General features: G+C 63.1%; 13 protein-coding genes. 11 read left to right on the top strand and 2 right to left on the bottom strand.

The features are described from left to right. The first annotated feature begins 33 nt into the window (after positions 1-33). The 8 genes from ftsW (at position 34) to lpxC (ending at position 10,406) form a co-directional block, all read left to right on the top strand. Positions 34-1,230: a putative lipid II flippase FtsW gene (ftsW, locus tag H6A60_RS02255; protein ID WP_205101797.1), complete on the top strand. Its 1,197-nt coding sequence runs from the start codon at positions 34-36 to the stop codon at positions 1,228-1,230. Next, the gene (gene murG, locus H6A60_RS02250; RefSeq protein ID WP_205101796.1) at positions 1,230-2,336 is read left to right on the top strand and encodes an undecaprenyldiphospho-muramoylpentapeptide beta-N-acetylglucosaminyltransferase; all 1,107 of its coding nucleotides are present in this window, start codon (positions 1,230-1,232) and stop codon (positions 2,334-2,336) included. Before ftsW ends, murG begins: the two co-directional genes overlap by 1 nt. Positions 2,337-2,509: 173 nt before the next feature. Next, entirely contained in the window at positions 2,510-3,907 is a 1,398-nt protein-coding gene (gene murC / locus H6A60_RS02245) for a UDP-N-acetylmuramate--L-alanine ligase (protein WP_205101795.1), read from the top strand. 79 nt (positions 3,908-3,986) lie between these two features. Continuing rightward, positions 3,987-4,931: a D-alanine--D-alanine ligase gene (locus H6A60_RS02240; protein ID WP_205101794.1), complete on the top strand. Its 945-nt coding sequence runs from the start codon at positions 3,987-3,989 to the stop codon at positions 4,929-4,931. A gap of 60 nt (positions 4,932-4,991) precedes the next feature. Beyond that, positions 4,992-6,650, top strand: a complete 1,659-nt coding sequence (locus H6A60_RS02235) for a cell division protein FtsQ/DivIB (RefSeq protein ID WP_205101793.1) — start codon at positions 4,992-4,994, stop codon at positions 6,648-6,650. Next, a complete protein-coding gene (gene ftsA / locus H6A60_RS02230) occupies positions 6,647-7,897 on the top strand; it encodes a cell division protein FtsA (protein ID WP_205101792.1) in 1,251 nt (416 codons plus the stop codon). Before H6A60_RS02235 ends, ftsA begins: the two co-directional genes overlap by 4 nt. Positions 7,898-8,022: 125 nt before the next feature. Further along, the gene (ftsZ, locus tag H6A60_RS02225; RefSeq protein WP_205101791.1) at positions 8,023-9,285 is read left to right on the top strand and encodes a cell division protein FtsZ; all 1,263 of its coding nucleotides are present in this window, start codon (positions 8,023-8,025) and stop codon (positions 9,283-9,285) included. Between the two features lie 176 nt (positions 9,286-9,461). Then, the gene (gene lpxC / locus H6A60_RS02220) at positions 9,462-10,406 is read left to right on the top strand and encodes a UDP-3-O-acyl-N-acetylglucosamine deacetylase (RefSeq protein ID WP_205101790.1); all 945 of its coding nucleotides are present in this window, start codon (positions 9,462-9,464) and stop codon (positions 10,404-10,406) included. A gap of 31 nt (positions 10,407-10,437) precedes the next feature. On the opposite strand, the gene H6A60_RS02215 is transcribed toward lpxC, so the two are convergent. After that, positions 10,438-12,579 (bottom strand): hypothetical protein, encoded by a 2,142-nt coding sequence (locus H6A60_RS02215; protein WP_205101789.1) that lies wholly within the window; start codon positions 12,577-12,579, stop codon positions 10,438-10,440. A 472-nt stretch (positions 12,580-13,051) separates the two neighbouring features. On the opposite strand from H6A60_RS02215, the gene secA reads away from it, so the two are divergent. The 3 genes from secA to H6A60_RS13910 all read left to right on the top strand — a co-directional run bounded on the left by secA (position 13,052) and on the right by H6A60_RS13910 (position 18,139). Continuing rightward, entirely contained in the window at positions 13,052-15,781 is a 2,730-nt protein-coding gene (secA, locus tag H6A60_RS02210; RefSeq protein ID WP_205101788.1) for a preprotein translocase subunit SecA, read from the top strand. A gap of 191 nt (positions 15,782-15,972) precedes the next feature. Next, on the top strand, positions 15,973-17,361 hold the full coding sequence (locus H6A60_RS02205; RefSeq protein ID WP_205101787.1) for a hypothetical protein: 1,389 nt from the start codon (positions 15,973-15,975) through the stop codon (positions 17,359-17,361). A gap of 97 nt (positions 17,362-17,458) precedes the next feature. Then, on the top strand, positions 17,459-18,139 hold the full coding sequence (locus tag H6A60_RS13910; protein WP_338054826.1) for an NUDIX domain-containing protein: 681 nt from the start codon (positions 17,459-17,461) through the stop codon (positions 18,137-18,139). A gap of 130 nt (positions 18,140-18,269) precedes the next feature. Here the strand turns inward: H6A60_RS13910 and H6A60_RS02195 are convergent, their stop codons facing one another. Beyond that, on the bottom strand, positions 18,270-19,832 hold the full coding sequence (locus H6A60_RS02195; RefSeq protein WP_205101786.1) for an ABC transporter substrate-binding protein: 1,563 nt from the start codon (positions 19,830-19,832) through the stop codon (positions 18,270-18,272). Positions 19,833-20,031 lie beyond the last annotated feature (199 nt).

Genomic DNA, 20,031 nt, shown 5'->3' with positions numbered 1-20,031 from the left:
CGGCGGGCGTTCAATGAAGGAGATGCGGGCGAGATGATCAAGCGAGACGACATGCGTGCGGCGGGCCGCTGGGACGCGCGAGCGAGCCTCGAGGCGGCGCCGAGCCTCAATTGGGAAGTCATCATCTGCGTGGCGTCGCTGCTAGCGATCGGCTGCGTGATGGTGTTTTCCGCCACGTCGGCTTTCGCGCAGAGCCCGAAGTTTCATGTCACGGAGACGACCTTCCTCGTGCGGCACCTCACGAGCATCGCCGTTGCAGTGACAGCGGCCGCCATTGCGTTTCGCTTTCCGATGTCGTTTTGGTTCCGCTGGTCGGTGCCGATCGGCATCTGCGTCTTTTTTCTCCTCGCGCTCGTCTTCATGCCGGGGGTAGGCCGCACGGTAAACGGCGCGCGGCGCTGGATTTCCCTCTTCGGCGTCATGAATCTGCAGGTCTCCGAGATGGTGAAGGTTGCCGCGCTCATTTTTACGGCCGCCTTTACCGTGAAGAAGCAGGACTACATGCATTCGTTCCTTTCGGGCTTCTTCCCGATGGCGTTCGTCATGGTCCTCATTGCGTTCCTCTTGATGCAGCAGCCCGACCTGGGCGCCACCGTCGTGATTGCCGTCGAGATCATGGGCGTGCTCTTTCTGGGGGGATTGTCGATCAACATTTTCCTCTCGGTCGCCTCGATTCTCGTTGTCTTCGTCGGCTGGATGATTTACGCGACGCCCTGGCGCTTCGGCCGCATTCTCGCGTACCTTGACCCGTGGTCGGACGAATACGTCCTCGGGCAGGCCTATCAGCTCTCGCATTCGCTCATTGCTTTCGGTCGCGGGGAGCTCTTCGGCGTCGGGCTCGGCGGATCGGTGGAAAAACTCAATTACCTTCCCGAGGCTCATACGGACTTCATCATGGCGGTGATCGCCGAAGAGACCGGATTTGTTGGTGTTATTCTCACACTCTTTATTTTTTACTGGCTCATTCGCCGCGCCTTCGAAATCGGGCGCCAGGCGGTGAAGCTCGAACGCCCCTTCCAGGGGCTCCTTGCGCAGGGCGTCGGCCTTTGGTTCGGCGTACAGGTCTTCATCAACGTGGGCGTCGCTTCGGGGGCGCTTCCCACAAAGGGGCTCACGCTGCCTTTCGTGAGCTTCGGCGGCTCGGCGCTGCTCTCGTCGATGATCGCTGTCGGTCTTTTGCTGCGCGTGGACCGTGAAAACAAGATTCTGATGCGCGGAGGACAGGTTTGATGACTGCGAAGAATGGCGAAAAAACGCTTGTCATTGCGGCGGCGGGCACGGGCGGGCACGTGATGCCCGGGCTTGCGGTGGCGAGGGTGCTCGAGTCGCGCGGCTGGCACATCGAGTGGATCGGCACGACGACGGGCATGGAGTCGGATCTTGTCGGCAAGCGCGGCATCGCGTTCCACGGGATTGACTTTCAGGGCATGCGCGGCCGCGGCATCGTGAAGATGGTGACGGGCGGCTTCAAGATGATGGGCGCCATTTGGAAGGCGCGTGCGCTTTTGAAGTCGATCCGCCCGGCGGGCGTCTTTTCGACGGGCGGCTACATTGCCGTGCCCGTGGGCTTTGCCGCGCAAAGCCTCAAGCGCCCGCTCGTTCTCATGAACTGCGACGCCGATCTTCTGATGTCGACGAACACCCTGATGCCCTTTTGCGACGCGCTCGCCTGCGGCTTTGCGGGCGGCGCGCGTACCTTCGCGGGCGCCAAGGGCCGCACGACGGGCAACCCCGTTCGCCGGGAGATCGCTTCGATCGCGGCCCCCGAAGAGCGCTTTGCGGGGCGCACGGGCCCGCTCAAGCTCTTTGTTTTCGGCGGCTCCTTGGGGGCACAGGTTTTAAACGACGTGATTCCCGAGGCGATCGCCAAGCTCGCGCCCGAAGCGCGACCGATCGTTCTGCACCAGACGGGCAAAGGCCGAGATGAAGAAGTACGCGCTCACTACGAGCGGCTCGGCGTTGAGGCCGAGGTCGTGCCCTTCATCGACGACATGGCCGCGCGCTACGCCGAGTGCGACCTCGTCATCTGCCGTGCGGGGGCGACGAGCGCCTCGGAGCTTTGTGCGGCGGGCGTCGCCTCCGTGCTCGTGCCTTTTGTCGCGAAGACGACGCACCACCAGGTCGGCAACGCCAAGTACCTCGCCGACCGTCACGCGGCCGAACTGATCGAGCAGCCCGACTTTACGGCCGAGCGCGTTGCCGAGATGCTTGCCGGGACGACGCGCGAAGCGCTCCTCGAACGAGCGAAGAACGCCCGTGCGATCGCCGCGCCCAACGCCGCGGAGGCGGTGGCCGACTTGATCGAAGAGACAATCGCGCGCCGCCGTCCGCGTTGACGGATGCTGCGGGCAGCGGATAAAAAGATTTTTTGTAGAGCCCTCAAGCGCAGAGAAGCGCCCACGTTAAAAGCGAACACGTTTCGTCCGGTTGTTTCCCCGAGAGCAGCGAAGCCCCGCCGGGGCCCGTGAAGACTTTCGCCGCGGACGGACTAAAGGAAAGGAAGGTCAAATTGAAGTTTCTGGTCAATCATCTTCACTTCGTCGGCATCGGCGGCGCAGGCATGAGCGGCATCGCCGAGGTGCTCCTCAATCTCGGGTACGTCGTGAGCGGCTCGGACATCGCCAAGAGCGCCGTCACCGAGCGGTTGCAGCGCCTCGGCGCGCGCGTCTCGCTCGGTCACGACAAGCGCAACATTCGCGGCGCAGACGCCGTGGTGATCTCTTCGGCCGTCAAGAACGACAATCCGGAAGTCGTTGCGGCGCGCGAACTCGGCATCCCCGTCGTACCGCGCGCGGTGATGCTTGCCGAACTCATGCGCCTGCGCCGCGGCATCGCCATTGCGGGCGCGCACGGCAAGACGACAACGACCTCACTCGTTGCCTCGCTCCTTGCGGCGGGCGGACTCGATCCGACCTTCGTGATCGGCGGTAAGCTCAACTCGGCGGGTGCCAACGCACGGCTCGGCACGGGCGAATTCCTCGTAGCGGAAGCCGATGAGTCGGACGCGTCGTTTCTCAATCTCACGCCCGTGATCTCGGCCGTCACGAATATCGACGAAGACCACATGGACACCTACGGGCACGACTTCGAGAATCTGAAGACGGCGTTCGTGCAGTTCCTCGAGCGGCTGCCCTTCTACGGCGTTGCCGTTCTATGCATGGACGACGAGAACGTGCGCTCGATCCGCTCGCGCGTCACGAAGCCCGTCGTGGGCTACGGGCTCGCAAGCGACGCCGATGTGCGCGCAATCGACGTGCAGGCCGTGGGCACGCGCATGCGCTTTACGGTGCTGCGCCCGGACCATCCGCCGCTGCCCGTCGAACTCAATCTGCCCGGGATGCACAACGTGCGCAACGCGCTCGCGGCCGTCGCGATCGCGACGCTTTGCGGCGTTTCCGACGAAGCGATCGTCGAGGGGCTTTCGACCTTCCGCGGCGTCGGCCGGCGCTTTGCGCAGTACGGCGACATTGCGCTCAAGGACGAAACGGGTGAAGTGGCGGGGACCTTCTCCCTTATCGACGACTACGGGCACCACCCGCACGAAATGGAGGCAACGCTTGCGGCTATTCGCGGCGCCTGGCCCGAGCGGCGCGTCGTTGTCGCGTTCCAGCCGCACCGCTACACGAGAACGCGCGACTGCTTCGACGCTTTCGTGAAGGTGCTTGAAACGGCCGACGAGGTCATTCTCGCCAACGTTTATCCGGCGGGCGAAGCCCCGATCGAAGGCGCCGACAGTGAACATTTGGCTCAAGCGATTGCGGCAACCTCCAAAATGCGTCCCGTCGTGGTGCCTGTCGAAGCGGTACCCGAAGCAATTCTGCGCACCGCCAAGCCCGGCGACGTTGTCGTGACGATGGGCGCGGGCTCGATCGGCCGCGCGGCGCCCGCGCTCGCCGGTCGTCCTTGAGATTCGAAGCAGCACCCAAGCGCACGCAAAGATCGGACACAAAAACATTCAACACCAAAGAAACTGGACGAAAAACAAAATGACGGAAAGTAAGAAGCGCGTCGTCGTCTTCATGGGCGGCATTTCCGCGGAGCGTGAAGTTTCGCTCATGTCGGGGCAGGGCGTGGCGGCTGCGCTTGTCGAGCGCGGCTTTGACGTGACGACGTTCGACCCGGCCACCGATGCCTTCGAGACGCTCGAAGACGGCAAGTTCGATGCAGCCTTCATTGCACTGCACGGCAAGCTCGGCGAAGACGGTTCGGTGCAGGGGCTCCTCAACTGCCTCGGCATTCCCTATACGGGTCCGGGCGTGCAGGCGAGCGCCGTTGCGATGGATAAGGAGTTGACGAAGCTCGTTTGGCGTGCGGCGGGCATTCCCGTTCCCGCAGGGGTGCGCATGACGAAGCGCGAGGCCGCGGACGCGGCCCGAATCGAGCGCCTCATTGCCGATTTCGGCGCCGAAGGCCTCGTCGTGAAGCCCGAACGCGACGGCTCGTCGATCGGCGTCACGAAGCTCGTGAAGGCGGCGCTCTCGGCCGAGGCGCTCCGCGAAGCGATTGAACTCGCCGCGGGCGAGGAAGGCGCCGCGCTTGTCGAAGAGTACGTGCACGGGCGCGAATTCACGATTGCGCTCCTGGACGGCAAGGCGCTCCCCGTCATTGAAATCCGCGCTCCCGAAGGCGCCTACGACTACCAGAACAAGTACTTCACGAACGTCACCGAGTACGACTGCCCGGCTGCGCTCGACGCAGAAAAGAGTGCAGAACTCGCGGCGCTCTCCGAGCGCGCTTTCGCCGCGCTCGGCTGCCGCGGCTGGGCGCGCGTCGATGCGCTCTCGCGCCCCGACGGCAGCTTCGTGCTGCTTGAGATCAACACGTCGCCCGGCATGACGCCGCACTCGCTCGTGCCGATGGCCGCGCGCGCGGTCGGTCTCGACTACCCGGCGCTCTGCGAGCGCGTGCTTTCGCTCGCCGACCTCGACTGATCGAGTCGGCGCGCGCGTGCGCCATTTCCATCTTTACCCTTGTAGCCGCTCGCCCGAGTCATGTCGTTTTGGAAGCGCAGAAAAACGGATCCCTCCGCCGCAGCGGGTGCCGATCGCATAGAGCCGATCGAACCCCTTCTGCGGCAGGAGCCGCTTGAGCCCGCTAAGCCGCTCTCGGTCGAGCCGAGTGCCGCAGCGGGCCAGAAGGCCGTGCCGAGCGCGCAGACGGCAGCGCCCTCGCAGCGAGCGGCGTCGTGCGCTGCTGCGGCTTCGCCGAGCGCCTCGAATTCGGCGGTGAAGCATGCGCCCGCCGCATCTGCCGCATCCGAGCCGACGCTTGCGCCGCTCGAGCGCATCAAGGCCGAGCCCGATAGCCCGGCCGCAGACGAAGCCGAGCAGGAAGCCGCGCGTGCGAAGAGCGCGCAAAAGCGGCTCTTTCGTGCGAAGTGCCGCAGCGCGCTTTGGGGCCTCGGGAAGGTCACTCTTTTCGTGCTTTGCTGCATCGGACTCGTCAAGGGCGTGCAGCTCGCAAAGACACTTCCCTACTTCAATTTGACGCGTCTCGTTCTCACGGGCGACACGCAGAAGGTGCCGCTGTCGCGCATGAAGGAGGCCGTCGAAAGCGTTCTCGTCGGAAACTTCTTCACGGCGAACCTCGACCTTGTGCGCGAGGCGGCCGAGCACGTCCCTTGGGTGAAACACGCGGCCGTCAAGCGCGTCTGGCCCGATACGCTGGCAATCGAGGTCGACGTGCACGAAGCCATGGCGCTTTTTGAGGACGGGCGTTTGGTGAGTACGGAAGGCGTGCTCTTTGCGGCGAATCCGGAAGAGGGCCGAGAGGCGAAATCGCTGCCGTCCTTTTACGGAAACGCCGCGCAGATCGGACGCATTGCCGCGCGGTATCGCCGGTTCGGCACGATTCTCGCGCCGCTTGAGGCAACGATTACGGACGTGATTCTTTCGGATCGCGGCAGCTGGTCGCTTGTCTTTGAGAGCGAGACGATTCCGCCCACGAAGGTTGAACTCGGGCAGCTCGCGCAGGCGCGTCCCGACGATCGGGCGCTGGCACCGGCAAGCGCCGAGATGAGCGAGGCCGAGGCGGACGAAGCGGCGGGCGAGCAGCTCGCGCGCGCCGTGAACGAAATGTTCTCGGGGGCGGCAACGGACGACTCTGCGGCGCTTGCCGTCGTGCGGATTCCCGCCGACGAAATCGAGCGGCGCCTTGAAATCGTTGTGAAGAGCTATCCGCTTGCTGTGCGCCTCATGGGCGGGCCGCCCGCGTCGATTGACGCGCGCTACGAGCGTGCCTTTGCGGCGGGTGCGCCCGATCCGGTGGCGATTGCGCTTCATGCCGAGCGCGTGGCGGCCGCCAAAGCGCGGCGCGCCGCGATCGCTGAAGCGGCTGCGCGCGCGTCGCAGACCGCCGATTCGCTCGACGGGGCCGATGCCGCGCAAAGTGCCGAAGGCGTTCTCGATCCGCTTGCGGCGCCCGAGCCCGTTGCGGGACTCGATGAGGCGGACGACGATGCGCTCGATTCCGAAGGTGCGCCCGCAGCCGAAAACACGCCCGAGCGCGGTGCCGGTACGCTGGCGTCGACCGACGCCGACGGCGCCGAAGCGTCCGCGAACTGGCACAATGATGCTTCGGCGAATTCGGACGAGCGTGAACGCACGGGTGCGCGCGATCGCCGCAAAAACGACAGCGAATCGAGCAAATGAGCAGCAGAAGCAACCGGAAAGAGAAAGTCTTTGTCGCCCTTGACGTCGGGTCAAGCAAGGTGCTCTGCGTCATTGCGTCGACTTCCGAAGAACCGCGCCGCTACCGCATTCTTGGCATCGGCAATACGCCGAGCGCCGGGGTGCGTTTCGGGACCGTGAGCGATGTTGAAGACGCCGTGAACGCCATTCGCGAGTCCGTTCGCGAGGCCGAATTCACGGCCAATGTCGGCACGGTTTCGCGCGTTTGGGCGGCCATCGGCGGCCAGACGCTCAAAAGCCGCAACTGCACGGGCGTTTCGGTTCTCAAGGGCCGCGAAGTCACGGCCGAAGACGTTTCGCTCGCCGAAGCGAACGTGCGCCGCCACGCCCTGCGCGAGAGTCAGGGCCGGGATCTTCTCAAGCTCATTCCGCAGGGCTTTGCCTGCGGAGACGTTGCGGCCGTGCCGCGCCCGATCGGCCTGATCGGGCAGAAACTCGAGGCGCGCATGCACGCCGTCTACGGTTCGAGCTCGAACGCCGAGAACCTCAAGCGCTGCATTCAGCGCGTGGGACTCGAACTCTTGAATTACGAGCCGCACCCGTGGGCAGCGGCCAAAGCCGTTCTCTCGGACACCGAAGCGATCTGCGGCGCGGCCGTGATCGACATCGGCGCGCAGACTTCGTCCCTGATCGTCATCTCCGAGGGGATCGTGCAGCTCACCGACGTGCGCCCCTTCGGCGCCGAGATCATGACGCGCGACTTGGCCGTCGTGCTCGGTCTTTCGCTCGAAGAGGCCGAACTTCTGAAGCTCAATTCCGGCACCTGCAGCCTCGAGGCGATTGTCCCGGGCGAAACCGTCGACGTTTCGAGCCGCATGGGCCGCACGAAGCGCGTATCCTGCTCGCGCGAGCTGCTCGCAAAAACGCTCAAGAGCCGCGCGCAGGAACTTTTCTCGATTTATCGGAAAATATTGGTCGATTCGGGTCTTTTCGAGCGCGTACAGATCGTTGTCCTCACGGGCGGCGGTGCGCTCCTCAAAGGGATCGCCGCGGAGGCGGAGTCGGTTTTGCGTAAGCGCGTCCGTTTGGGACTGCCGCGCAACATCGAAGGCGAGGCCCCCTTGCTGCAGCGGCCCGATGCGGCAGTGGCGCTCGGACTTATTCGCTGCGCCGACGAGGCGAGCGAAGCGGACTCTGGCGCGCAGGGGGTGCGTCGCATGCCGACGCTCTACGAACGGTTGAAAACGCTTTTGATCGGCGACTATTGAGTGCGTCCAGCAGACATCAGTAACAATTCAATCCGCTTAAAAGGCCTGCGCGCGTCGCGCAAAGCCGTGCAGTCGAATCAAAACTAGCGGATAATTTGAAGATTCACCCATTGCAGAGGAAGACGATGGCTTTCGAAGTCCTTCAAGAATTTGACCCGCTCAACACTGTCATTAAGGTTATCGGCGTCGGCGGCGGCGGCGGGAACGCCGTCGAGCACATGATCACGCACGGCGCCAAGGGCATTGAGTTCATCTGCGCCAATACGGACCACCAGGCGCTGCAGCGCTCCAAGGCGCACGTCAACATCCAGCTCGGCAGCACCGGGCTCGGTGCGGGTGCTCGTCCGGAAATCGGTGCCGCGGCCGCGCAGGAAAAGCGCGAACAGGTCGCCGAAGCGATCAAGGGCGCGAATCTGCTCTTCATCACCGCCGGCATGGGCGGCGGCACGGGTACGGGTGCGGCGCCCGTTATTGCCGAAATCGCCAAGGAGCTCGGCATTCTCACGGTCGCCGTCGTCACGAAGCCCTTTAGCTTCGAGGGCGCGCGCCGCATGCGCACGGCCGAAAAGGGCATCGAAGCCCTCAAGGACAAGGTCGACTCGATGATCGTCATCCTCAACGAGAAGCTCGAAGAGGAGTGCCCGCCCAACGCGACGATGAAGGAATGCTTCGAGACGAGTAACGAAGTGCTCTACAAGGCCTGCGTGGGTATCGCCGAAATCATTCACACGCCCGGTACGATCAACGTCGACTTCGAAGACCTGAAGACCGTCATGAGCGAGCGCGGCAGCGCCATCATCGGTCTTGCTACGGCGTCGGGGCCGGACCGTGCGCGCGTTGCGGCCGAAAAGGCCATTGCCTGCCCGCTTCTCGAAGGCGCGAACCTTCAGGGCGCGCGCGGCATGCTCGTGTACTTCACGGGCAACGAGTCGCTTACGCTGCAGGAAATCAAGGAAGCCATGGGCGTTCTCAACACGTTCGTCGTCAAGCAGGCCAACGTGATCTTCGGCTCGGCCCTTTCCGAAGAAATGGGCGACGAAGTGCGCGTCACGGTGGTGGCGACCGGCCTCGATCGTCCGTTCGAACAGGGCGAAGGCATCGAAGTGCCGACCTTCAAGCAGCCGAACGTTTCGAATGTGTTCAAGCAGAACGGTGCGCAGCCCGAGCGCACGGCGCCTTCGCTTGACGGCGCCGCTTACAAGGTCAACACGATTGAGGATCTCAAGGCGCAGCCTCGCCCGAGCGAGTCGGAAGCGCCGGCGCCTTCGATCGAAGCCGAGGCGCAGCCCGCTCAGCCTGCCGCAGCCGCACCTGCCGCGAAGACCGAGGTGCCGAACATCTCGTCCTTCACGATCCCTACCTATCTGCGTAGCGGCGGCTCGCGCTGATTGCCGCCCGCAGAGCCCGCACTCGGCCGCGTCGCACGGCGCGGGCGGCGGGACGCATGAAAACCGGAGGCCGATCTGCTTGACGGATCGGCCTCTCGTCAAATTCCGACAACTGTCCTCAACCCGACAAAGTCGCCCGACGGGCGTCGGTGTCACTTAAAGAAGTTCCTCCGCTCATGTTCAAGCAGCGTACGCTCGGCGAATCGATCGCCGCCGTCGGTATCGGCCTGCACAGCGGCCGCAAGATCCGACTCGTTCTTCGACCCGCCGAGCCCGATACGGGCATCGTTTTCCGCCGCGTCGACCTGACGCCGCCCGTCGACATTCCGAGCCATCCGCTCAACGTGAACGACACGCGCATGGCCACGACGGTCAACATCGGACCGGCTGCCGTCTCGACGATCGAACACATGATGAGCGCCTTCAACGGACTCGGCATCGACAACTGCATCGTCGAAGTGAATGCGCCGGAAATCCCGATCATGGACGGCTCGGGCGCGAGCTTCGTGTACCTCATTCACAGCGCGAAGGTGCTCGAGCAGGACGCGCCCCGCAAGTTCGTGCGTGTTCTCAAGCCCGTCGAAGTGCGCGAGGGCGACAAGTGGGCGCGACTCGAGCCCCACGAAGGCTTCCGACTCTCCTTCACGATCGATTTCGGACATCCCGCGATCGATGCCACCGTGCAGTATGCCGACGTGGACTTCTCCAAAGTCGGTTATGAGCAGGCCGTGATGCGCGCGCGCACGTTCGGGTTCGTCCAGGACGTCGAAATGCTTCGCGCGCTCGGCCTTGCGCAGGGCGGCTCGCTCGAGAACGCGATCGTGATGGACGAATTCCGCATTCTCAACCCCGGCGGCCTGCGCGACGGCGACGAATTCGTCAAGCATAAGATTCTTGACGCCATGGGCGACCTCTACGTGCTCGGCGCGCCGCTCATCGCGCACTACACGGCGATGAAGTCCGGGCACGGGCTCAACAACAAGCTTCTGCGCGCGCTGATCGCGGATCCGTCGAGTTTCGAAATCGTCACCTTCGAGGACGCGCGCGACTGCCCGGTCGACTTTTGGCCCAGGCGCACCGCGATGCCCAACGAGTCCGTGCTCGAGCAGCTCGAAGCCTGATCGAATCGCTCAGAGTGTTTGCTTCATTGCCTTAAGCGGCGCTCGTCGGTGCGAGTGCCGCTTCGAGCGCGTCCACGCGGGCGACGAATCCGTCGATGATTTCGCCCTCGAGATTGAAGCCCGAGGTGACGGCCGCGCGCAGCGCTTCGTCTTCGGCCTTGAGTTTTTCGGCCGCGTCGGCGAGTTCGGCGCTTCTGGCGTGACGCGCCAGCATGCGCGCTCTGAGCCCCGCAAGCATGGGGCTTTTTTCGGCGTCGGCTTCGCTCGGAATGAGTTTTTCGTCGACAGGGGCGGGCAGCCGCTCGAGGAGTCGTCCGAGCCGTTCGTGCTCGGCAAAGAGTCTCAATGCAGGCGTGAGCGCCGCGTCTGCAGCCGGCTGACCGGTCGCGGCGGCGTTTCCCGCAGCCCTTTCGAGCGCGGCAAGTTCCGCCTGCGCGAGTTCCTCAAGCCGCGCCTGCAGCGCCTGCGCTTCGTCTTCGATCAGCGTCAGGCGGTCGGCGAGTGTTTCGGCTTCTTCCTCGTAGACGTGCGCCTTGTCCGAGAGGCGCGCCCGCATGCCTTCGAATGCGACGACGGCTCCCGCAAAGGCGGCCGGGTCGCTCGACGAAGCACATTTTTTCAGCCGCGACTTTTCGTCGTTCAGTCGGAAAACGAGTCCCGAGACATCCTCGCGCAGTACGCGCGCTTCGCCCGCGAGTTTGGCAATCTGCGTCGGCACGAAGAGGCGCAGCGGCATCTTCGTGCGCTCGGCATCTTCGGGCGCAATCTGCGGCAGCCCGGCGAGTCCCTCGAGGACGCTTTGCGCGAGCGAACGCGCGTCTCTGGCGGTGAGGAGAATGCGGTTAAGCGCTTCGAGAAGTTCTTCGAGCACCTCTTCGGGCGTTCTCGGCGGCGCGGGCGCAACGATCGGTTTTCTCGCTTCGCGAAGGCGCTTGGCGTCATAGTCGTCGAGTTCGGCGCCGAGCGCTGCGATTTTGTGTACGAGTGCGACGACTTCGGGTTCGGCGGCGAGATAGTCCGCTTCGAGCGGCTCAACCGTGTCGCGAGAAAGTCTTTGAAGGCCCGTTTCAAGCCGCTCTCGCGCGAGGACCTCGGGCGAAGCGCAGGGCGCGGGGCCGGTCGCGTCCGGGGTTTGGGATGCCTTGCCGTGCGTGCTCTTCACACGCTTGCCGCTCTGCGCGCCGATTGTGGCGTTCGGCAGATCGGACTTGGGCGGCGTGTGCTTTTGGGGCTTTTGCCAGGCGCTCGGCACGGGGAGGCCGAAGCGCTCAAAGTCCATCGCGTTGAGGTGTCCGGCGGCTGCCTCCGCTGGCGTCTCGACTGCTGCCGCTTCGCCCTCGGCGTCCTCTTCTTCGAGCGGATCGGCCGCGGCTTCGGCGAGCGCATGCAGTGCGTCCAAAAGCATCTGCGTGCGGCGCATTTCACGCTCGAGTCCTTCGGCCGCTTCGCGCATGGGCGCTTCAAAGTGCCGGCGCGTGAGGAGGCGCTCGAGCATGCGTTCGCGCACCTTGGCGACGCCTGCGTCGATTTTCGCGAGCTTTTCCGACGGAATGAGCTTCTCCTGCGGCGCTTTGGGTAGCCGCGCCAAGAGCCCCTGCGACGCGATGAAGCCCGCGCGCGCCATTTTGGCGAGCGCTTCGAGCGACGCGTAGAGGTCGATCGTTTCACGCCCGGGCGCGGGCTCGAGCGCGTCGGCTAGCCGCGAAAAAAGTTCGGCCAAGGTCGGACTCGCGTCGCCCTTTTGCGCGGCGGCGCGCAGGCGCAGGGCGCCGGCAATCGAGCCGTGGCGCTGCGGCAGGGGCGCGGGGGCCGGGGCTTCTTTCATTGACTTCGGCCGAATGCGAATGTCGAGCGACTTAATGGGCAGGCCGTGGCTGCAGATCGCTGCGAGGAGGCTCGGCTCGAGATTTCGCAGGCGCGAATGCTGTGTTGCGTTGCGTGCAAAGAGAATGAGCCGCTCGCTGTTTTCCGGATCGAGCCGGCAGTTCGCCGGGTTTGTAAAGTCGATCGCAAGCCGCACCTTCTTTACTTCGGGTGCGATCGCTTCGCCTGCGCGGCGCGCGATCGAGAGCGCCTCCATGAGCGAACTCGTGCGCTCACCCGCGCCGAGCACGCCCGCGATGGTGCGCGCGCGGCGTCGTTTGAGCTTGAAGTCGGCATTCATGCTTGTCACGGTCGGTCCTCAGGGAAAACGGGCGCGCGGCCGATGCCGAACGCCGAAGCCTTCGTTTCGCCGCGTGAAAAAGCGGATTTCGCTCGGCGAAACAAACGCTAGCAAAAGCAAAGGAAATCCGCGTAAATGCGAGAAAAGGTTAAGAATTCCGTGCGTCTCGATGTGCGATAATCCCCAAGTTTCCCCGTTTCGGCGGGGGCTCGGACCGCGCGATGCGCTTTTTCGGTTCGGGTCCCGCAGCCCTTTCGGGCGCTCCCGCATTCGTCAGCTGCACCACGCTCGCGCGAAGACGCCTCCTGCATCTCGGCCAAGTCTATTCGATCCGATGCAGAGCGCGCCCTCGAGCCCGAAGGCGCGATGTCCGGCGCGGATGCGCGTGATTTTTGAAAGCGTGCGAATTTGAGAGCCGCGCGCCGCGCAAGTCCCTTTCGGGCTGCACGACGCTCGCAGTGCCACACCGAAGTGATAGACGATGTTTGACGAACTTCTCACCAAAATTTTCGGCAGTCGCAACGACCGCCTGATCAAGCAGTACCGCCGCAAGGTCGATGCGATCAACAAGCTCGAGCCGCAGATGGAAAAACTCTCGGACGAAGAGCTCCAGGGCAAGACCCAGGAATTCCGCGACCGCATCGCCAAGGGCGCCACGACCGACGAGCTTCTCGTAGAAGCGTTCGCCGTGGTGAGAGAAGCCGCCAAGCGCGTGCTCGGCATGCGTCCCTTCGACGTGCAGCTTATCGGCGGCATGGTTTTGAACGACGGCAAGATCGCCGAAATGCGTACGGGCGAAGGCAAGACGCTCACGGCGACGCTGCCCGTCTACCTCAACGCGCTCCCGGGCAAGGGCGTTCACGTCGTGACGGTGAACGACTATCTCGCTTCGCGCGACGCGGACTGGATGGGGCGCCTCTACAACTGGCTCGGTCTCTCGGTCGGCAAGATCCTCACGCAGCAGGACAACGAAACGAAGCGCGCCGCGTACCGCGCCGACATCACGTACGGCACGAACAACGAATTCGGCTTCGACTACCTGCGCGACAACATGGAGTACGACACGGCCAATCGCCGCCAGCGCGGGCTCTACTACGCGATCGTCGACGAAGTCGACTCGATTCTTATTGACGAAGCTCGCACGCCGCTCATCATTTCGGGTCCGGCCGACGACAATACGGACCTCTACGTCAAGATCAACGAGATCCCGCCGCTCTTGACGCGCCAGGCCGAAGAAAAGGGCGAAGGCGACTACTGGGTCGACGAAAAGGCCCACCAGGTCTACATCTCCGAAAGCGGCCACGAAAAGCTCGAGCGCATCCTCGCCGAGCGCGGCCTCGTGGGCGAGGGCGAGTCGCTCTATTCGCCCAAGAACATCATCCTGATGCATCACCTCATGGCCTCGCTCAAGGCGCACACGCTCTTTAAGCGCGACCAGAACTACGTCGTGCAGAACGGCGAAATCGTGATCGTCGACGAATTCACCGGCCGCCTCATGCCCGGCCGCCGCTGGAGCGAAGGCCTGCACCAGGCCGTCGAAGCCAAGGAAGGCGTCAAGATTCAGCAGGAAAACCAGACGCTCGCTTCGATCACGTTCCAGAACTACTTCCGCATGTACGAGAAGCTCTCGGGCATGACGGGTACGGCCGACACGGAAGCTTACGAATTCCAGGACATCTACGGCCTTGAAACGGTCGTCATTCCGACGCACCGCAAGATGATCCGCATCGACGAGCAGGACAAGGTCTATCGTACGGTCGGCGAAAAGTACACGGCGATCGTCGAAGACGTGAAGCGCTGCCACGCGAAGGGCCAGCCCGTGCTGCTCGGCACGACGTCGATTGAAAATTCGGAACTCCTCTCGCAGCTCCTCACGAAGGAAGGCATTGCGCACAACGTTCTCAATGCCAAGGAACACGCCAAGGAAGCGCAGATCGTTCTCGAAGCCGGCCGTCCCGGCATGGTGACCGTTGCGACCAACATGGCCGGCCGCGGTACCGACATCGTTTTGGGCGGCGGCATCAACAAGCAGATCGATGCGATCCGAGAAGACGAAACGCTCTCCGAAGCGGAAAAGGACGCGAAGATCGAAGCTGCGCGCGCCGAGTGGAAGAAGCTCCACGACGCCGTGGTGGAAGCGGGCGGCCTGCGCATCATCGGCTCTGAACGCCACGAATCCCGACGTATCGACAATCAGCTGCGTGGCCGTTCGGGCCGTCAGGGCGACCCGGGGTCGTCGTGCTTCTATCTTTCGATGGAAGATCAGCTCCTTCGCATCTTCGGCGGCGACCGCATGCGAGCCATCGCCGACAAGCTCAATCTCGAGCCTGGTGTGGCGATCGAGTCGAAGATGCTTACGCGCATGATCGAATCGGCGCAGCGCAAGGTCGAGGGCCGCAACTACGACATCCGCAAGCAGCTCCTTGAGTTCGACGACGTTCAGAACGATCAGCGTCACGAAATCTACGGGCTTCGCAACGAAATTCTCGAGTCGAGCGACTGCTCCGAGATGGTGAAGAACCTGCGCGAGGGCTATTTCACGGATCTCTTCCGCAGCTTCGTGCCCGCCGAAACGGTCGAAGAGCAGTGGGACCTCGCCGGCCTCACCGAAAAGCTCAAGAACGATTTCGGCATCGATATTCCGCTGCAGAAGATGCTCGACGAGTCCGATCAGACGACGGACGAAGATCTGCTTGCCGAGCTTATCAAGACGGTGAATGCGCTCTACGCTTCGAAGGAAGAACTCGTCGGCCACGAAGCCTTTGCGCAGTTCGCCCGTTCCGTGCTCCTGCAGGTGATCGACCAGCTGTGGCGTCAGCACATCGCCGCGCTCGACGCGCTGCGTCAGGGCATCTATCTGCGCGGCTACGCGCAGAAGCAGCCCAAGCAGGAATACAAGCGCGAAGCCTTCAACATGTTCGAGCAGCTTCTCGACTCGATTCGCGAAACGACGGTTTCCGTGCTCATGCATGTCGAAATCAAGATGCGCGAAGAAGCGCAGGCTGCGGCCGAGGCGGCCCGCGAAAGCGGCGAAGCGCGCGCTGCCGCTGCGCGCCTCGATCAGCCCGAATCGAGCCAGAGCACGCTCGACGTCCTCTCGAAGGAAGAGGAAGCGCAGCGCCGCGCCATGTTTGCGCACGTCGGCCGCAACGACCCGTGCCCCTGCGGCTCGGGCAAGAAGTTCAAGGACTGCCACGGCAAGCTCGCTTGATGAACCGACAATGAGCCGCTCGGCTGAGCCGCCCGCGTTTTGGGCGGCCGACGGCCGAGACGAACCTCACAAGCCCGCGCATGCGACGGCCTTTCGGGTTTTCGACGCATGTTGGCGGGCTTTGTTTTTGCGTGTCTGTTGCCTCGGTTCGCAACGCTTGCCGAGGTAAAGCGATTCTGCGGAGCGTCGCTATGCCGATTGACTTCAACGCATTCCGGATGCCGGGCCTAAGCTGCCGATTTGCGCGAGAAGCGCCGGGGGGCTTTTCGCTGCACGCATTCGCGTTTGACGACAGGGCGCTCGCGTGCGGCGCAGCGCTTCGCGTACGTACAGGCGGGCTGGCAGACGGCGCCCCGAAAGCACTTAAATCACTCGCCGAAGAAAAGGGCGTTTTTAGCGGCTCGGTGCTCGCCAAAACGCTTTTCGTCGTGACGACGGGCTCGGCCAATACGGGTGCGGGCACGGTGTCTGATCTCACCGAAACCGGCTTTCTGTCGGAAGCGAAGCGCCGATGGGCGGAAACGGCTGCGTCAGCGCCTCGGGGCGCGCTCTTTCATTTTGCGAGCGGCGCGCTCGCGCGCGGCTTTGAGGCGGGACGCTATCTCGAGCTGTTGGATGCGGTGCTCGCCAAAGATCCGCTGTCGACTGACGAGGGCGCAGAAGCGCGCCCCGAAGCGTGTCTTCAAAACGTCGAGCAAAGCCGCGCATCTTCGACGGGCATCGTGCGCAGCCGTTCGATTCCCTTTTATTCGCCCGACGGCGAAGCGCAGTTCGCTGCGGCGCTCTTTGCGTCGGACGACTTCGGGTTCGGTGCGAAGACGCTTGTCGCCGCAACGGATTTGCCCGTCGCGTCGCGCGTGCTCGAATTCATGGCCGATCGTTTTTGGCTTCATGCTTTCGGTCGGTGGCCGGGTTTTGAAGCGCCGGGCGACGCGCTCTTGATTCTCTCGACAGGGGCGGCCGCCGCCCGAGGGGTCACGCCGATTGTCGAGCTGTCCGACCCGCGGCTGGAACCCGTCGCGGCAGGATTTCGCGCGGCAATGTTTCCGAGACTCGCGTGTCCGGGCGCTATGTCGGACGCGCTTGAGGGACACAGCTCGGAGCGGTTTTTGCCGAATGTGCCGAGTTTTGCCATCGACTTCGTTTTGCGCGGTGCCGCCGATGCGGCGGAGGCCGAACGTGTGCGGCGCGCAGCGCTGATGCGTCTCGTTCGCTGGCGAGAGTGCGCTGCTGCTGAAGCGTTTCGCGCTCGCGAGCGCCAAAAGGCAGTGAATTCGCTCGCACTTCTCTCGTCGCTCTTTTGCGTTCTCAATTCGGCGCTCTTTGTCGACGCGGGGATTGCCGGTCTTGAACGTGCTCCGATCGCGTGCTTTGTGAACGACAGCTTTCTCATGCGAAAGGGGCGTCCTGCCGTCGCCCTCGCCTCGGGGCGCGTACCTGAGGCGCAAACACCGGAAGCGGCGCTCTTTGAGACGGTTGCGGGTTGGCTCGCGCTCCTTGACGAGCGCGCGGCGCGGGCGCCCCTTGTGATCGAACTTTCGCTCGGGCGCGGCTCGCTCGAGTGCGACGGCTGCCTTTGAATTCGCGCCGCTGCCGCTATGCATGCGCCGCGAAGCGGTAAGATCGGAAAAGTGCGAAGAACAATAACGACGTCCCAAGACGTCAGGAGAAGAGCAAGTGGAAAAAATCGTTGATGTTGCCGTCGGCGTTCTGATTCGCGAAGACGGTCGCGTGCTGCTTTCGTCGCGCCCCGAAGGCAAGCCCTACGCAGGCTATTGGGAGTTCCCGGGCGGCAAGCTTGAAGCGGACGAGACCGTGCACGATGCGCTTGCGCGCGAGCTTCGCGAAGAGCTCGGATTGGAGCTCCTCGATTCGACGCCGTGGTTCGTGACCGAGCACCGCTACGAGCACGCCCACGTGCGGCTGCATTTCCGCCGCTCGCACCATTTCAAGGGCACGCCCGAGTGCCGCGAGGGTCAGCAGTGCGGCTGGTTTGCTTCGAATGAACGCACGCCGGGGTTGCTCCTGCCGGTTGATCAGGCGATCGTGAACCGTGCGTCGCTTCCCGAAGTGTTCGACGACCGCACCGATACGCTTACGCTCTCTCGTACGGCGCTTCAGGCGACGGTCGTGCGCGACCGCAAGGCGCGCTGGGTGGGCGCGCGCGTCGAGACCCTCGACGATGTTCTGAAGGCCGTTGCCATGGCGTTCGATTTCGTGATCGTCGAGCCCGAAAACTTTGATGCGCTCCTCGTTGACGGTGAGCCGCGCATTCCGACTTATGTGAACCGCGCGCCTGCAGCAGACCTCGAAAAGTGGCAGAAGAAGGGGGCGCACGGCGTCAAGCCCGAAGCCTGATTGCCGCGTAAGAGCGTCCGGCTTGCGTCAAGCCGTCCGCAGTGAACAAAAAACGCCGCAGCGCGTCCGAAGAGGACGCGCATGCGGCGTTTTCTTTGGGTTTCAGTCTGGTTGTAGCGGTTAGTTGCCGTCACTCCTTCCACTCGGCGTTGTAGAAGTCGAAGCCCGAGTCGAGCGTCGGGCGGAAGTTCTCGAGGTGCTTCGAGACGCCGGCGAGAATGTTGTCAAAGCCAAGCGGAACCGCCGGCACGTCTTTCCATAGGATCTTCTGGATGTCGCTGTAGATCGCAGCGCGCTTCTCGGCATCAACTTCACCGAGACCCTGGTCGAAGAGTGCATCGACCTTCGGATTCACGTAGTAGGACGTGTTGTTGAGTGCAGGGGGCACGGCACGCGAATCGAAGAACGGCCGAAGACCCCAGTCGGGCTCGCCCGTCGAATTGGACCAGGTGACGAACCAGAGACGCACGGGCGCCTTCTGCGGGTCGGTTTGACTGTCGACTTCGTCCACCATGATGCCCGCTTCGAGTGCGCGCGGCGTCGTCTTGATGCCGACCTGGCGCAATTGCTGCTGCAGGAATTGCAGCCCCTTATTGACGGTCGAATTGTTAAAAGCGCCCCAGAGCTGCGTTTCAAAGCCGTTCGGGTAGCCGGCCTCCTTTAGAAGTTCGCGTGCCTTCTTGGGATCGTACGGCCATTCGTCGAACGAAACTGCGCCGGGGATTTCGGGCGGCAGCACGCTCGCGGCGGGCCGGGCAAAGCCGTCGAAAACGACCTTCGCATAAGCCTTCTTGTTGATGGCGTAGGCAATTGCCTGACGAACGCGAATATCGTCAAAAGGCTTGTGAAGCATGTTGATCGTGAGCCAGCGCTGGTAGATCGACGGGAAGTTGAAGAGCTTGATGTCGTTTCGATCCGTCAGGCGCTTATAGAGTTCCGGCGGAAGGCTGTGGACGTAGTCGGCTTCACCCGTGAGCAACATGTTGACGCGTGTCTGGTTTTCCGGCACCGGAAGCCACGTAATGGAATCGAGTTTGGGAAGTCCCTTGATGCGGTAGTTCGGGTTCTTGACGACTTCGAGCTTCGTGCTCGGATTAAAGGACTTCAGCAGATACGGGCCTGTGCCGCAAGGTCGAAAGGCAAGTCCGTCATTGCCTTCCTTTGCAATGGCGCTCGGGCAGATCATCTGGCCCGTACCGTTTGCCAAGCGTGCAATGAAGGCCGACATCGGCGTTTTTAGCGTGAAGCGAACCGTGTATTTGTTAACGACTTCGACCTTGTCGACGAAGTTGAAGTAGGTGTAGCGGGTGAGCCCGTTCTTCTTGTCGAGAACGCGCTCGAAGTTGACTTTCACGGCCTCTGCATCGAATTCGGAGCCGTCATGGAACGGGACGCCCTGCTTGAGCTTGATGGTGTAGACCAAACCGTCGGGGCTCGCTTCGTAAGATTCGGCGAGCTGCGGCTGCGGCTTCATGTCCTTATCGAAGGCGAAGAGTCCCTCGTAGAAGGATTTCGAAACCTGACGAGAAACGACGTCCGTCGCATCGTAAGGGTCGAGCGTCGTGAAAGAGTTGGCGAGTGCGACCGTGATGCCGCGTGCAGCCGCTTCAGGCGAGCCCGAAAGTGCAAAAGCGGAAAAAACGGCGAGAGCGGCCGCGGATAGATGCTTGATGGGATGGAGTACCGAGGTCATGATGTGGGCCTCATTCTTTTTGGTCTGTTGCTGCTTTTGTCCGGAACTTTTTCAGTCCGAATCTTCCTTGTTTTCCAGGCTTTTTTCATTCTCCGGTATCAAGTGCTTCGAAGCCGCTGCATCGCATAGGCAGAAAAACCGACACCTTCTTTGCGGGATCAAACCGGACTTCGATTAGTCGTCTTCTGCGAAACATTTG

This window comes from Sutterella massiliensis, from assembly GCF_016899755.1.
In the GTDB taxonomy this organism is placed as follows: Bacteria; Pseudomonadota; Gammaproteobacteria; order Burkholderiales; family Burkholderiaceae_F; genus Sutterella; species Sutterella massiliensis.
This window is presented reverse-complemented; position numbering and strand designations above follow the sequence as displayed.